The following is a 14,695-nucleotide window of genomic DNA, read 5'->3' on the forward strand; positions in this document are numbered from 1 at the left end:
CTGTCAGGGTAAGATAATCAATCCCTTTATTTGTGGCAATTTTATAAAGAATTATTAAATTGTAAATGGAAAAAAATATTAAAAAGAGCCTATACAAATTTCTTTTTATAATGGTATAATAATCACTCAGATATGCTATGGATAGGCAAATCACTCCAACCAAAAGGCTAAAGATTAATTCGCTTTTAGCCCTAACTGAAAATAAATCAACATAAAGTTCGCTGAAAGGAATAAATATGCCAACACCCCAAAAGTATAATAGGTACCGATAATAGTGTGTCGATAAATCTGCCAGGTTATTGAGGTAAATCGTACGATTTTTAGCAAATGATTTTTTTAAAATGATGTAAACAAGAACAATCGCTATCGAAACTAGGATAAAAAAAATAAGATATTGCAAAACTTCACCCATGAATTTTGTACTGGAAATATTGTAATAGTTATATGTTTTACAAGAAAACAAATAGAATATTTAACTAAGATACCAATTTTATACGCATTAAAACAAAAATAAATCAGACTTTTATTTTAAAGCCACCTCACTTCGGTAGGTTTTATAAAAGGTTGATTTATTTTGTATAAGTAAGTTAAGTGTTTGATAATAAATCTCATAACTAGTTATTGGTTTAATGACCCCTCTTAATAAGTTTAATACACTTTGAGCTAGATAACCCAATCGGATGTAGGGCTATTTAATATTTGTGTATATCGAAGATTTAAAATTAGAAAAATCGCTGGATGGGTCACATGCTTTAGAAAAATCATAAGTTTCAAGGAGCTTAGGTATAGTGCTTTAGTGATGGATAAATCGTGAAACCAGTGCATGGTGGCGTTTATCCATATGGTCATGTATTCCGAATTTGGGAAATAATCCTATCACTTGTTGCCCTTTACAATTTTTTAAGTGCAGCTCTCTGATTGCGAAATCCGCCTTTTACTCATCTCAAGAAAATATTCTTTGGATAAGGATGTGCCTATTTCTTTGTCAGTTTATATCTTAAATGCGTAGTCAGATCAGACGGAATCACTTCCACAATTTGTAGATCATATTGCTCTTTTTCCATGCCGTCAAAGAGGCGAATGCCACTTCCTAATAAAACAGGGGAAATATGAATAAAAAACTCGTCTATGAGTCCGGCATTTAGAAACTGTTGAATGGTGTTGGCTCCACCTTGTATTCTTATGTCCTTTCCTTTTGCTGATAGCTTAGCTTTCTCCAAAGCAACTTCTATTCCGTCATTGATGAAGTAAAATGTGGTGCTGCCTTCTTGCACCCAAGGTTCTCGTTTTTCGTGTGTTAGCACATATACATCAGCTTTGTATAGATCATTGGGCCACGCGGCTTCACCTTCCTCAAACATACGCTTGCCCATAATATAGGCACCTGTTCGTTCAATGGTCTCCCTAATATATTTTCCATCCGCTCCATCCTCATTGCCTCCTTCCAATCCCAGGTGTTCCCAAAATGCTTTTTGGTTAAACATCCAAGCATGAATTTGTCCCGAAACGCCACCCATGGGGTTTTGAGGACCTCTGTTGTCTCCTGCGAAAAAGCCATCCAGTGATATTCCACTGTCGAAAATTATGCTGCTCATATTTATTTTTTATTTATCTTTCCTCTATCGACTGTAAGGTGATTAACGATGTCCACCATCGTTTCAGGTTTTGGTTTTACCGAAAATTAATATTTTTACGGCTATCAAGCAAATCATTTTACGGTGTCTTTCACCAACTTCCTAGGCAAATTCACTTGCAGCTGGTAATGTCCACAACCATGCATCTCCAATTTCGTGGTCCTGAACTATCCCTTCGTATTGAAATCCGTTCTTCTGCAAAATTTTTGTCGAAGCATTTTGTTCTGGAGCTGTTTTGGCGGTGATGAGAAGGGTAGCGTCCGTTTTTCGAGCGATTGAAACGAGTTCTTGGCAGGAAAATGATGCAATTCGCTGACCTTCAAATGCCTTAAACGTCCAATAAGCGATTTCGACCTTTCCATCTTGCGGTTGACCAGTAAAACCACAAGATCCCACCACCTGGTTTTGCCTGACCACAAAGTAGCCCACCCATGGCTTTTTAAAACCAATGGTTTGGTAATAGTCGTCATACGATTGCAAGAGCATTTGGCAGTCATCAGACGAATAAAGGTCATCAGATTTGTCGGTATGGCGTTCAATTATTCTCAGTTCCATTACTTATATTTTTGCAGTGTTTAATTAAATGATTTTACCACTCTTGTAGGATGACACACACCTGATGGTCTCTTAAGGCGAATTCTCTGGCAGTCCAAGGACGAAGCGTTACCTTGCTGAGGATGGGATGAAGAAATTCAGGATGAGATTTAGAAACTTTCGCATATACATCATCAATATTTTTGGTCACTATCCTAAACTCGGGATTATGCTCTCCGGCCAGAATGGCGTGTTCAAAGAGATAAATTTGTAAACCATCTTTTTCTAATACGCAGAAAGGTTCTTTTGATTTTATTTCATTGTGGCCAATCGAAAATCCCAAACAGTCAACAAAAAAATTCAATCCATCGTTTATATCGGTATAATAGACATTTGGGGCTAGTATTTCGTAGGTCATATCTAGGGTCGTTTTAGATTATCAATTAGGTAAATTATTGTTCACCATTGGTTTAGCTTATCGGTTTGAAAAGTTCTGCTATTCTTTCTTTTTAATTTTTGAAATGGTCTTAGCGATTGATTTGGTTGGCTTATCCATATCTTTAATGGCAAATGTGATGGCTTCAAGAATCAAAGCTTTTACTTCTGGGTTTCTATAATCGCTTTCTTTCGATACATCAATGTGCCTAATTAAATTTCCTGTTCCGGTTAAAAGTTTATGGGGATCTTTCAGCAATGTGCCTTTATTGAACCCCAAATTAAGGTGATTGGTGTATATCGGCAACATACAAAAAGCGTCTGATAGCTTATCTGAGATGGAAAAAACCGCCGTTAATGCATGGGTATGATAAAGCAGCTCGTTGCAATCGGGATATAGGTCCAGAATATATGTTCGCAAATCTTTAAAGAGGTCAATTAATTGCTGGTCTTTAAAGTCCAAAAGGAATTCAAAATCTGGCTCGATAGGTCGTGAACTTTTCATCTCGCAGTAGGGTCATATTGTATCCCACAGATTAAATTACCTTCGGTGTCTAAGAACTTTGCTATATATCCGACGTAGGGTATGGCTGTTTTGGGCATAAGGATTTGCCCAGCATTATTTTTTACTTTTTCAATAATTTCATCTATATTTTCGACCCCAATGGAGCATTCCAAACCAATAACTTTATCGGGTAAAGGTGAGAACTTTCTTGATTGCAGAGCTCCAATTAGCTCACCGTTGTCAGACTTGTCGGCTTTGATTTGTAAAAAATCTGCTTGTCCGTAAGAATTGAATCCCCAATCAAATACGCCCTCATAAAAATTCTTTGCTCGTTCAATGTCGTCAATGTGAATGGCAAAATGTGTCAGTTTGTTGCTCATTTTTTTTTCGGTTAAGGTATATTTCTCGAGTCGTCCCATAAAGAATTGATATCAATTAAAATAGCTGTAACACAATATTGATTTATCTTTAAACTGTGTAAATCGAGAAACTGAACACTTTTTAGCATTCCAAAAATAACAATAAAACTGGAGACTTTTAAGTGCGTATAAAATTTTATGTTGCGAGACTCATTTTACTAACGGCTTTACAAAATCCATTCTAAGTGCATATCATTCAGAAGGTTGCCGTATCAATATCGATAATTCTAAGGTTTTGTCTTCCAGATTTTATTATGAGCATCCAAATATTCTGGCAAGGCCGCTGATCCATACCAAGGGTAAAGCTCGACCTTCAATAAATTTGATTTTATGGCCGGGTCGGTTTCAAGTAATGCACTAGCTTCCTTAATTGTTTTCACATTGAGAATGAATAAACCTCTAAAATCAGCCTCATTCTTTCCAAATGGTCCTGCCACAATGAGTTGATTTGCCTTAGATAATCGCTCCATGTTCGCCATATGGCCAGCAAAACAACTGTCAATAAAAGACTTTTCTTGTGTTTTGTTGTCACCGGTCTTCAAAATCACAAAAACATACATTTTCATGCCATACTGGTCAGCTCCCAATTTATCCGATAGTGATTGGTCAAAAGCGGAGTTGGAAATTTGTCCCCATGCTGTCGTGGAGATTAAAATTGGGATAATAAAAGTAAAAATCGACTTCATTTTATTTTGGAGTTTATTTGTAGGTTACTTTGACATGGTTACTCATCTAGAAAACCGAGAAATGAAATACCTTACATTTCTTATGATAGCTTTAAACGGTTAATTTCTAACATGAATTCTTTATATTCCAAAAATAACAAAAAATCCTTTTTATGGTTAAGCGAAACTAAGTTTTCGGATAGAATCGGGCTTTGTTTTTACCGCCATTATTCGGTTATCCATTTACTTTCAATTTAATATATTCTTCAAAACTCATCATTCCAAGCTGCGGAGCGATGGTGTCGTGTTGCATTACTTCCATAAAAAAGGCAAACTTATCATACATGTTTTTACTAAACAATTTAATCATCGGTAATGCCATCTTGATAAGTCCGAGCGGAACCGTCTTTATACTTTTTTTATTGTCTATCCCTTTTTGAACAATTTCATTTAGCTCCTTTCTGGTATAAATATTTTTACCACCAGCCTCAATAACACAATTTTGTTTATGAATGGCATCCACTGTTATTTTGGCAAGGTCGCCTTCATATATTGGATTTGTTTTTTTATCGCCTTTGCCTATGTGTACCAGTTGGCCTTTTTTAGCCATTTCTATCATGTCTATAAACGCACTAAAAATTGCAGGGGGCTTAATGATTGAATAGTCTATACCCGATTGTTTAAGAAGTTCAGAAAAGTCATGGTGCACTTTGAAATATTCCAAATGCAAATATTTTTCTGAATGGAATGCGGAAACGTAAATAAACTTTTTAACTCCGGCCTTTGTCGCCAGGTGGAGGATGCTCTCATTTGCAGTATAGTCAACCTCTTTAAAAGTAGGCTTGCTTTGGTCATTTGGAGAAACACTTTTACCTAAAGCAGAAATGACGATTTCTTGTTTGTTAAGAATATTTTCGAGATTTGATAAATGGCAAACATCTGCAACAATATATTTTGAAGTAATGTCTGATAAAGACTTTCCTTTTGCCTCATTTCTAACCACAACTGTCAGGTCGTAGCCCTGTTTAACCAATTCCTTTGCAATTTCTTTTCCCAGATTTCCTGTTGCTCCAAATAGAATTACTTTTTTCATTTTATTGTTATTTCATATCGTTGGAAGGATAAACACTATCTGCAAAAATATATTGATGGTAGCCTTGTCCCAAATTGTCTCCAACAATATTGTAGAAACATTCATTACCACCCCCAAAAGGAGATATAATCAAAGGTTCTTTCAAAATGACTTTTTTCAATGTCCAACCTATGGGCAAAACGGCGTCTAAACTCGGCTCGCCTGTTTCCGTTGCATGCATAACATAATAATTTCCCTTATTGTCGGTCATTTGAAATATGCTATCGGTAAACATTACTGTTTGACATTTTTGAATGGTTTTTATTACCAAATGTCCTTTTTCGGGTTTTAGCATATCGGTTTTTCCACCTATATAATCTACACAGACTGGTTTGGCCATTTCCACCCAGGTATATTTTTTATATTCACGCTGTTTTATGCAGTCAGCGTCTTTACAATTAACTTCTGTATTGGGGGAACGATAAAATGCCGTTTTTTGAAAAAGTAAATGTCGGTCAATGTTTTTAGTGTAGGGAAAAGTCGGTTTAAATGCGTCCCATTTGTCTAATGGAATTGGATTTGAACCACCACTAATTACTACTATCAATTCTTTTTGATTGATAATTTCTTTAGCAAAACCGATTTCCTTCCAATTTAACGTATCCGGTAGTTTTGATTTTTCTGTTGAAAAATGTAGTCCAACTTCTTTTGCAGTTTTAAGGCCGCAAGATTGAAATAGGAGTGTAGTAAAAATTGCAAATAGGTGTATATTTCTTTTCATAATGATTTTTGCTAGGTTTTGGAGAAAAGCACCTACATCATAATATGACCAAAAATTGCAGAATACTTTGGACTGATTTGGGTGAAACTGTTGCATGATACCATGGTTAGCTAATTATATGTCTTCCAAAAATAACAAAAAACTTTTTATTTTGAGTATTTCTAATTCTTTCAGTGCCAACCTGATAATTACCATTTTCAATCAAAGATAAGGACGTATAAATGAAGACACTACTAATGTCCCTAGGTACTGTTTATCTATTTGATTATAAATTCGTAGAAATTCGTTCCGTTGAATTTGCAAATCCCGTTGGCATCCGTTCCAAACCACAATTCGCCGTTTTTGTCTTTATAAATCGCGTTAACTGCATTACTGGTCAAACCATCTTTGGTGGTGTAATTCGTCAAGTCGTTGCCATCATATTTCCAAACGCCTGCGTCAACAGTACCCACCCATAGGTTTCCATCTTTGTCTTCGTTTATGGAATATACACGAGCCAAAGTCCCAGGTCCGGCTTTCCCAGTAGCTCTAAAGTTGGCATTGTTAAGTCCTTTTTCTGTTGTGATATTTCTCAAAGTCTTTCCGTCATAGAGGAACAATCCTGCTCCATTATTTCCAAACCAAAGGTTGCCTTTGCTGTCTTCAAACAAACCAAGTACTGCTGGACCAGCCAATCCTTTTTCCTTAAACCAAGTCAGTGTTTGGCCATCGAATCGGCAAACGCCTTCAGCCTGAGTTCCAAACCATACATTTCCTTTTTTGTCTTTGAGGATACAGTAAACCCCATAGCGACTAAGCGAAAAAGGGGCTGTTGAACTGGCAGGGTCAAAGGGTAAATAGTCAAGAGAAGTAGCGTTATATCTTAAAACACCCCCACCGCTATAAAACCATAAATCGTTGTTTTTTGATATCCAATCCGTAGATGTGCCTTTGGTGATGTTGATTTTATCGCTTGCTTTGGAGAATTTTGTGCCGTCAAATTTACTGATGACGAATTGCCCACTTCCCAACCAAATATTCCCCAATGCATCTTCTTGAATGTTGATTACTTGATTATCAGCGAGTCCGTCCTTCACAGTAAATTGTTTCAAAGCTTTCGTATCAAATTGATATACACCAGCTCCATTGGTTCCAAACCAATAATTGCCTTTGCTGTCTTGGAAAATACTTCTGATGTTTTTATCCATATCAACTGCGGTAGCATTCAAACCATAAAACTGAGTAGGTGAGTTGGCTTGGATTCCTGAATTATTATGTTGGGTTTGCCCGTTGCAGGCCATTAGTCCATTCAGAAGAAAAGTGATTACCGTGAACTGTGGCAGTATTGTTTTGAAAAGTTTCATTTAATACACTTTTTAGGGTATGCTCAGCTGATAGCCTAGGCGAAATTATCGATACCTAATTTTATTAGAATTCAAAAGTTCAAATATACCGAAAATTTGTATGGTATCACCAAAACGCACTTTTGACAATTCCATATTGAGCGTTGCTTATTATTTATCAAGGTTTTGATTCTTATTCTTTTGCAGTGATTGGATATAAATGTCTAAATGAATTTGAAACAGCTTGGTGCATAATAGTTGCATGATTTTCTTCGGGTAAATAGTCAAAGAATACTTTCACTTTTCCACTTTTTGTTCCTTTAATTTTTGCAGTCAAAAGATTAGCATCAACTTCCATTACTCTTGGAATTTCAGTAGGAGTGAGTCCTTCTTTTCCAACGCCAATATAGATGTCTGTTTGTTGATTAAAATTCTCTGTCAATATATTTGAGTTTTGATTTAACAAAGAGCCATTGTCCCACCACAGACTTGGGCTAATAATTATGTATTTATTGAAAAGTGTAGGTTTCTTTAATAAAACTTCTGTTGCAAATAGTCCACCAAGTGATTGCCCGATTATGGTTTTGTCGTTGTTTGCCTTGTATTTGGTTTGTATATAAGCTTGTAATTCCTTTTCAATAAACGAAATGAATTTATCTGAATGTCCCGATGTTGGAAAAGCCTTTAAGTCTTTTTTTATGGTTGTTGGAAAGGTAAAATCTCTTCTTCTGTCAACTGTAGCGATACCTACGACAATAGATTTTGGAATTTGATTTATCCATTCAAAGCTATTGAATTGTACCAGTCCAACAATATGTATAAAATCTTCGTCGGCTGAACCGTCTAATAAATAAATTACTGGATATTTTGTTGTGTCTTTTTGATTATAACCCTCAGGAAGATAAATATTTAAAACTCTTTTTTCTACCAGTACATTTGATTGAATTTCGTCAATTAGGCCAAGAATAAATGGTTTTGATGTTTCTAAAGGTTGCTGTCCAAATGCGAAAACTGTTATAAAAGTCAATGTAAAAAGTAAAATATTTTTCTTCATTTTTTTGTCAATTTCTTGTTTGTATTGGGTTTTGGTATTTAGTGGCACATCGGTTGGCGGCTTTGTGATGGCGGGGTTTAGAAAGCCCCAAAGTTCAAATTTAGTACAAAAGCTAATAGAATGTACAAATGTTCAGACTAGTACTAAAGCCCCACTTTTGCCAAACTCAGGTTATGTGCCGTATTTTTATTGTCATCAAAGTATTTTTCAATTTCTGTTATTGCGTTTCCAAGTCCGTTTTCGTTTCTAATTTCTTGACCAACCTTTAAAACGTTGTTTTTGATTTCGTCTTTCTGTACAAGGTAAATAGCTGAAATTATTTTTTCTGCTTTTAGCGACTTGACGGGTATATGAACACCTAACTTTCTTTGTTCAATAATTTTTCCCCAAGTTGGTTGGTCTGTATAAAATGAAACAATGATTACTGGTAAATTGTGTCTAAACATAGTCGCCAAAGTTCCTGCACCACCGTGAAAAATACCTACTTTACATTGTGGTAAAATCGTTTCGTGATTTACATACTTTGTTATGAATAAATTGTCGTGTTTTGGTAAATTGTCAAACCGAGACCAACCTGAACAAAACAAAATTCTTTCTGTTGTCTGTTCTAAAATATGATTAATAATTTTTATAAATTTGGTAGTGTTTCCAATTCCATTACTTCCAAAACCTATGTAAATTGGTTTATCTCCTTTTGATAGCCATTCTGTTAGTTCAGTTGGTGTCTGGTCTAAAAAATGGTTGTCTCTTTTTTGTTTAGGAATATTGATAAATCCTGTGATTTTATGGTGGCTTTCCCAGTCCTTTGGTTGTGGAATTAACGATTGACTAATGCAGTACAAATCCAAAACTTTTTGCTTGTCTATATGTGCAACTAAATTTTCTTTTAATTCGGCAAGTCCTAATTTATTTCGGTATTCGTTAGTGTCTTTCTTTACAAATTGCCAAAAGAAATATTGGGCAATTTTATAAGTAAATTTGTTGTAACAAGAAAAGTTTAAAAAATCAAAATCTCCCAAAGGAAATTCAGTTGTCGGAACAACTGGTGGCATAAAATAGGTGAGTGCTATTTTTTTATTTTGTTTTTCAACAATAGCACTTACAATTGGAAGTGTCATTGAGTTGGCAATAATAAAATCAACTTTTGAAATGGCTTCGAAATAGCTTTTTCGCAAAGGTTCTCTGTTGTCGTGAAGTACTTTGAAATAATACTTCATTAATTTAATTGAATTTTCGGTTTGCAGTATGTCTTGTCCTTCTATAGAGTTCATCATTGTTTCAGCATTTCCCCAAAGTGGTTGAAACGTAACACCAAAACCTTCTACAAATTCTTTAAAGTCTTCTGTTGCAGAAAGCGTTACTGTATGTCCATTGTCCATAAGTCCGAGTGCTAATGCAATGTATGGCTGCAAGTCCCCTCTTGTTCCGTATGTAAATATTCCTATGTTCATGTTACAAAAGAACAAAAACAAAAACTGAAAATTTTTAGCATAGGTTAAAAAATCAATTTACTTTTCTGATTCTACTCAAAGTTACCTGATTCATACCTAAATAAGATGATATGAATCCTAAAGGAACGCGGTTAATTAAATTGGGATGTCTTTTAATGAATTCAAGATATCGTTCTTTAGCCGAAAGTAATTGCAAGCTATCAATTTTATATTGTAAATATAACATACTTTGAATAGCGATTATACGTCCCAATCGTTCAATATCGTGATGCTTTTGATAGAGTCGTTCTAAATCAGAAAAGGATATACGAATAAATTCACAGTCTTCCAATGTTTGAACAGAGTGAATGGTTTCTTTAACAGGGAAATTTCGAATTGTAGGGCCTATAACCATGTTTTCAACTCCAAACCAATCCGTTACTTCTTTTCCATTATGATAAAAAAAAGCCCTGACAACTCCTTTGCTGATAAAATATAAATGTTGAGACTTTGACAGTTCTTGAATTAGCATATGTTTTTTTGGGACATTAACCACTGAAATACATTCTTCAATATCGTGAATAGCAGAACCACAAAGTTTTGAAATGCTATTAATATGTTCTATAAACTTATTCATTGCTTGGAGTCATAATATGGCACATAACTTATAAATAGACGCAAAAATTGCAGTAGTTTTTGGATTGTTTTGTGCGTTCAAAAGTAACCATTGCATTTTGCTTGTGTACTTATTTTTTGAATATTCAAATTTAATGAAAGAATTGAGAAATTCTTCATTATTAGTTCCTAGTGTTGATTCAACAGCTTTTTTGAAAATAAGGAATTATTTTGCCTTTAGTAATTTCACTGCTTTCTTTTATTTGTCGGTTTGATTCCACTTTTGAATATTTTTTGAGAAATATTCAAAAGAACTTAACGATACAGTTAAAAGTGGAACTCTGGGTTTTAAAAAACAGCATTTCAATACTCAAACAATAAAATCAAAGAAGCTCGAAGTACTTCAGGAAATTTGAACTTTAGCAAAATTTTCCTAAATTAGATTTTTATATTCAACCTAAAAAAATGAAAATCAATCATTTACTTGTATTGGTTTTAAGTGTGTGTATAAGTATTTACACGCTTAATGCTTGTACCGATTCCGCTGCACAAGGTTCGGAGATGCCCGATGTGGTAGATTATAATTTTCATGTAAGGCCCATTTTGGCAGATAATTGTTTTGCTTGCCATGGTCCAGATGCCAAAAAAAGACAAGCGGGACTAAGGCTCGATATCGCCGAAGAGGCTTATAAAGCTTTAAAAGAAAATCCTACAAAACACGCCCTCGTTCCCCGGAAACCCAAACAATCAGAGGTGTATCTACGCTTAATAACCAAAGATGCCGAACTAAAAATGCCTCCGATAGATTCAAAGCTGTCTTTGACCGAATCACAGATTGAAATCATAGAAAAATGGATAAAACAAGGAGCGATTTATAAACCTCATTGGGCTTTTTTGGCTCCTAAACAGGCTCCTTTGCCCGATGTGGACGACGAAGATTGGGTAAGCAACGAAATAGATTATTTTATTTTAGAAAAATTAGAAAACAACCATGTAAAGCCCAACCCCACAGCAGATGACGAAAGCCTACTGAAAAGGCTTTCCATAGACCTTACGGGTCTGCCACCCACCACGCAACAAATGGATGCCAAGGATAACTACGAAAAGCAAGTCGATCACTTGTTGGCCAGCCCCAAATACGGAGAAAAAATGGCGGTTTATTGGATGGATCTGGCAAGATTTGCAGACTCTCACGGTTTTCAAGATGACAGCTATCGTAGCCAATGGCCTTGGAGAGACTGGGTGATCAATGCATTTAACAAAAACATGCCTTACAATACCTTTGTGAGCATGCAGCTTTCTGGCGACCTGATGCCCAACGCCACGAAAGAACATATTTTGGCCACGGCTTTTAATAGAAATCATAAAATTACGGAAGAAGGCGGTATAGTAGATGAAGAATACCGGGTGTCGTATGTGGCAGATAGAACCAATACTTTTAGCAAGGCATTTTTGGGCCTGACCATGGAATGTGCAGCCTGCCATGACCACAAGTATGACCCATTTTCGCAAAAAAACTATTACCAACTTTTTTCATTTTTTAATAATGTTCCCGAAAAAGGCATTGAGTCGGTAGTGGGAGGGCCCGAAACCTATGCAAAAAAACCTTTTATAAAAATCACCAAAGGAGAGGTGGACTCATTGCTCCAGTTTATTTCCAAAAAAGACACCAACGAGCTCATAGTTTCGGTAATGGGGGAACTAGAAGACAGCATCCGCCCCACCTATGTACTTGAAAGGGGTGCTTATGATAAACTTGGGGCTTTGGTTTTTCCACAAACACCCGAATCAGTTTTGCCTTTTAATTCAAAATATCCTAAAAACAGATTGGGCTTGAGCCAGTGGTTGTTTGATAAAAAAAATCCGCTTACGGCCAGAGTTTTTGTAAATCAAATTTGGCAAGAGTTTTTCGGAAAAGGACTGGTAAAAACCCCAGGAGACTTTGGTATGCAAGGGGCATTACCTACTCACCCCGAATTATTGGATTGGCTGGCGGTTGATTTTGTGAATCATGGTTGGGACATCAAACATCTCATTCGAAAAATTGTGACATCGGCTACTTATAAGCAGTCTGCCGTCATTTCAAAAGAAAAATATGAAAAGGACCCCGAAAATGTTTTAATGTCTCGGGCTCCACGATTTAGAATCAAAGCAGAGTTTATCAGAGATTTGATTTTGGCCAGCAGTGGTTTATTAAATCAAAGTATCGGTGGGCCTAGTATAAAGCCTTACCAACCCGAAGGTCTTTGGGAGGGAGCCACTTCGGGTAGAGGCATTCTTTCTATTTATAAACAAGACCACGGCTTTGATTTATACCGAAGAGGTCTCTATAGCTTTGTTAAACGCACTGTTCCTCCGCCAGCGATGACCATCTTTGATGCCAGCAACCGAGACCAGTGCCAGATAGAACGCCTACCTACCAATACGCCATTGCAGGCTTTGGTGTTGATGAACGACCCCACAGTTTTAGAAGCCTCACGGGTGCTGGGAGCGAAACTTTTGGAAAATAAGCATCCATTGAAAGACAAACTATCTCAAGCATTTAGAGCCATCGTATGCAGAAAACCCAATGAAAAAGAGCTGGTTTTGTTAGATAATTATTACCATCTATTGGCCAAGTCTATGACAAAAGCAAAAGCCGAAAAGCTGTTGAAAGTAGGAGAGTATCCCATAAAACCGCAATTGGATAAAGTTCAACTGGCCAGCCTCATGCAGGTCATAGCGTCCATATATAATTTAGAAGAAACCTTTTCAAGAACATAATCATGAACAAAAATTTTCTTGAACACCAATTGAATTTCAACAGAAGGCGATTTTTGTCTCAATTGAGTATGGGTGTGGGCGGCGTAGCTTTGGGCTCACTGTTAATGCCCGATCTTTTTAGTGGGAAAAATGTCGCCGAGGCCAATTTGTCGCCGGGTATTCCTGACTTTGCACCTAAGGCCAAGCGGGTTATTTATATGTTTCAAAACGGAGCCCCTTCTCAGCTCGAATCATTCGATTACAAACCCAAACTCACAGAGATGTTTGGCCAAGAACTTCCGGCATCTATCAGAGGTGAACAGCGACTCACCGGCATGACGGCCAATCAATCTACTTTTCCTTTAGTAGGTTCTTTTGCGGGTTTTAAACAATATGGCCAATCGGGGGCTTGGATCAGTGATTTGTTTCCTTATACCTCCAAAATAGTAGACGATATTTGTATTGTGCGGTCTATGCATACCGAGGCTATCAACCACGACCCAGCCCTTACGTTTTTTCAAACCGGTGCCCAGCAAGGCAATAGGCCCAGCATGGGTGCTTGGCTCAGTTATGGCTTAGGCAGTGAAAACAAAAACTTGCCGGCCTTTACGGTATTGCTTTCCAGAGGGGTGGGCAATGGGCAAGGTGTGTATTCAAAACTTTGGACCAATGGATTTTTAGAGTCTATACATCAAGGGGTGCAATTTAGCAGTGGTGAAAACCCTGTTTTGTATTTAAAAGATCCAGATGGAATGAATCGGGAAGACCGACGAAAGATGTTAGATAATTTGGCAGCCATGAACCAGCTTTCTTACGATAAATTTGGTGACCCAGAAATAACATCCAAGATACAGCAATACGAAATGGCCTACAGAATGCAAACGGCTGTTCCCGAAATAATGGATCTTTCAAGTGAGCCTGACAACGTAATAAAAATGTATGGCCCCGACTGTTTGGTGCCGGGTACTTATGCTGCCAATTGCCTTATGGCGAGGAAATTATCTGAAAGTGGGGTGCGTTTTGTTCAACTATATCACCAAGGCTGGGATCAACACGGCAATCTGCCTTATGAAATTACCAAACAGGCAAAAGATGTAGATCAAGCTTCGGCGGCTTTGGTGAGCGATTTGAAACAAAGAGGGCTTTTAGATGAAACCTTGGTGATTTGGGGAGGGGAATTTGGAAGAACCAATTTTAGTCAAGGCACTTTGACGCCCGATAATTATGGTCGTGACCACCACCCAAGATGTTTTAGTATTTGGATGGCAGGCGGAGGCATAAAGCCCGGAATAGTGTATGGAGAAACCGACGAGTTGGGTTATAATGTAATTAAAGACCCTGTACATGTGCATGATTTTCAGGCTACTGTATTAAACCAGCTGGGCTTGGATCATGAAAAACTCGTCTACAAACATCTCGGTAGAAGGTTCAGGCTTACAGATGTTTCGGGCAAAGTAGTAAAAGACATCATTTCTTAAAAACAACCA

Annotated in this window: 14 protein-coding genes; 2 read left to right on the plus strand and 12 right to left on the minus strand. The window is 36.8% G+C overall.

What is annotated here, in order from left to right:
* Positions 1-974: 974 nt before the first annotated feature.
* The 12 genes from EGI24_RS17010 to EGI24_RS17065 all read right to left on the minus strand — a co-directional run bounded on the left by EGI24_RS17010 (position 975) and on the right by EGI24_RS17065 (position 10,488).
* Positions 975-1,595 (minus strand): dihydrofolate reductase family protein, encoded by a 621-nt coding sequence (locus EGI24_RS17010; protein ID WP_255049741.1) that lies wholly within the window; start codon positions 1,593-1,595, stop codon positions 975-977.
* A 141-nt stretch (positions 1,596-1,736) separates the two neighbouring features.
* The gene (locus EGI24_RS17015) at positions 1,737-2,189 is read right to left on the minus strand and encodes a GNAT family N-acetyltransferase (protein WP_255049742.1); all 453 of its coding nucleotides are present in this window, start codon (positions 2,187-2,189) and stop codon (positions 1,737-1,739) included.
* Between the two features lie 34 nt (positions 2,190-2,223).
* Entirely contained in the window at positions 2,224-2,586 is a 363-nt protein-coding gene (locus tag EGI24_RS17020) for a hypothetical protein (RefSeq protein ID WP_255049743.1), read from the minus strand.
* A gap of 78 nt (positions 2,587-2,664) precedes the next feature.
* Positions 2,665-3,108, minus strand: a complete 444-nt coding sequence (locus EGI24_RS17025; protein ID WP_255049744.1) for a DUF1801 domain-containing protein — start codon at positions 3,106-3,108, stop codon at positions 2,665-2,667.
* Entirely contained in the window at positions 3,105-3,488 is a 384-nt protein-coding gene (locus tag EGI24_RS17030; RefSeq protein ID WP_255049745.1) for a VOC family protein, read from the minus strand. Before EGI24_RS17030 ends, EGI24_RS17025 begins: the two co-directional genes overlap by 4 nt.
* Before the next feature lie 266 nt (positions 3,489-3,754).
* Positions 3,755-4,213 carry a YciI family protein gene (locus tag EGI24_RS17035; RefSeq protein WP_255049746.1) on the minus strand — a complete coding sequence of 153 codons (459 nt, stop codon included), beginning with the start codon at positions 4,211-4,213 and terminating at the stop codon, positions 3,755-3,757.
* A 214-nt stretch (positions 4,214-4,427) separates the two neighbouring features.
* A complete protein-coding gene (locus tag EGI24_RS17040) occupies positions 4,428-5,285 on the minus strand; it encodes an SDR family oxidoreductase (RefSeq protein WP_255049747.1) in 858 nt (285 codons plus the stop codon).
* A 7-nt stretch (positions 5,286-5,292) separates the two neighbouring features.
* Positions 5,293-6,141: a hypothetical protein gene (locus EGI24_RS17045; RefSeq protein WP_255049748.1), complete on the minus strand. Its 849-nt coding sequence runs from the start codon at positions 6,139-6,141 to the stop codon at positions 5,293-5,295.
* Positions 6,142-6,302: 161 nt separating this feature from the next.
* Positions 6,303-7,388: a two-component regulator propeller domain-containing protein gene (locus EGI24_RS17050; protein WP_255049749.1), complete on the minus strand. Its 1,086-nt coding sequence runs from the start codon at positions 7,386-7,388 to the stop codon at positions 6,303-6,305.
* A gap of 172 nt (positions 7,389-7,560) precedes the next feature.
* Positions 7,561-8,421, minus strand: coding sequence for an alpha/beta hydrolase (locus EGI24_RS17055; RefSeq protein WP_255049750.1), 861 nt, complete (start codon positions 8,419-8,421; stop codon positions 7,561-7,563).
* A 143-nt stretch (positions 8,422-8,564) separates the two neighbouring features.
* Entirely contained in the window at positions 8,565-9,872 is a 1,308-nt protein-coding gene (locus EGI24_RS17060) for a glycosyltransferase (RefSeq protein WP_255049751.1), read from the minus strand.
* A gap of 52 nt (positions 9,873-9,924) precedes the next feature.
* Positions 9,925-10,488: a Crp/Fnr family transcriptional regulator gene (locus EGI24_RS17065; protein ID WP_255049753.1), complete on the minus strand. Its 564-nt coding sequence runs from the start codon at positions 10,486-10,488 to the stop codon at positions 9,925-9,927.
* Between the two features lie 443 nt (positions 10,489-10,931).
* Between EGI24_RS17065 and EGI24_RS17070 the strand changes: the two genes are divergently transcribed.
* Both EGI24_RS17070 and EGI24_RS17075 read left to right on the plus strand, forming a co-directional pair.
* Entirely contained in the window at positions 10,932-13,229 is a 2,298-nt protein-coding gene (locus tag EGI24_RS17070; RefSeq protein ID WP_255049754.1) for a PSD1 and planctomycete cytochrome C domain-containing protein, read from the plus strand.
* Positions 13,230-13,231: 2 nt separating this feature from the next.
* The gene (locus tag EGI24_RS17075) at positions 13,232-14,686 is read left to right on the plus strand and encodes a DUF1501 domain-containing protein (protein ID WP_255049755.1); all 1,455 of its coding nucleotides are present in this window, start codon (positions 13,232-13,234) and stop codon (positions 14,684-14,686) included.
* Positions 14,687-14,695: the final 9 nt, after the last annotated feature.

The organism is Lacihabitans sp. CS3-21, from assembly GCF_024343675.1.
GTDB lineage: Bacteria > Bacteroidota > Bacteroidia > Cytophagales > Spirosomataceae > Leadbetterella.

Coding starts and splice junctions, on each gene's coding strand:
- EGI24_RS17010 (WP_255049741.1), bottom strand. CDS start 1,595: ATGAGCAGCATAATTTTCGACAGTGGAATATCACTGGATGGCTTTTTC.
- EGI24_RS17050 (WP_255049749.1), bottom strand. CDS start 7,388: ATGAAACTTTTCAAAACAATACTGCCACAGTTCACGGTAATCACTTTT.
- EGI24_RS17060 (WP_255049751.1), bottom strand. CDS start 9,872: ATGAACATAGGAATATTTACATACGGAACAAGAGGGGACTTGCAGCCA.
- EGI24_RS17040 (WP_255049747.1), bottom strand. CDS start 5,285: ATGAAAAAAGTAATTCTATTTGGAGCAACAGGAAATCTGGGAAAAGAA.
- EGI24_RS17035 (WP_255049746.1), bottom strand. CDS start 4,213: ATGAAGTCGATTTTTACTTTTATTATCCCAATTTTAATCTCCACGACA.
- EGI24_RS17015 (WP_255049742.1), bottom strand. CDS start 2,189: ATGGAACTGAGAATAATTGAACGCCATACCGACAAATCTGATGACCTT.
- EGI24_RS17025 (WP_255049744.1), bottom strand. CDS start 3,108: ATGAAAAGTTCACGACCTATCGAGCCAGATTTTGAATTCCTTTTGGAC.
- EGI24_RS17070 (WP_255049754.1), top strand. CDS start 10,932: ATGAAAATCAATCATTTACTTGTATTGGTTTTAAGTGTGTGTATAAGT.
- EGI24_RS17075 (WP_255049755.1), top strand. CDS start 13,232: ATGAACAAAAATTTTCTTGAACACCAATTGAATTTCAACAGAAGGCGA.
- EGI24_RS17045 (WP_255049748.1), bottom strand. CDS start 6,141: ATGCAACAGTTTCACCCAAATCAGTCCAAAGTATTCTGCAATTTTTGG.
- EGI24_RS17020 (WP_255049743.1), bottom strand. CDS start 2,586: ATGACCTACGAAATACTAGCCCCAAATGTCTATTATACCGATATAAAC.
- EGI24_RS17065 (WP_255049753.1), bottom strand. CDS start 10,488: ATGAATAAGTTTATAGAACATATTAATAGCATTTCAAAACTTTGTGGT.
- EGI24_RS17055 (WP_255049750.1), bottom strand. CDS start 8,421: ATGAAGAAAAATATTTTACTTTTTACATTGACTTTTATAACAGTTTTC.
- EGI24_RS17030 (WP_255049745.1), bottom strand. CDS start 3,488: ATGAGCAACAAACTGACACATTTTGCCATTCACATTGACGACATTGAA.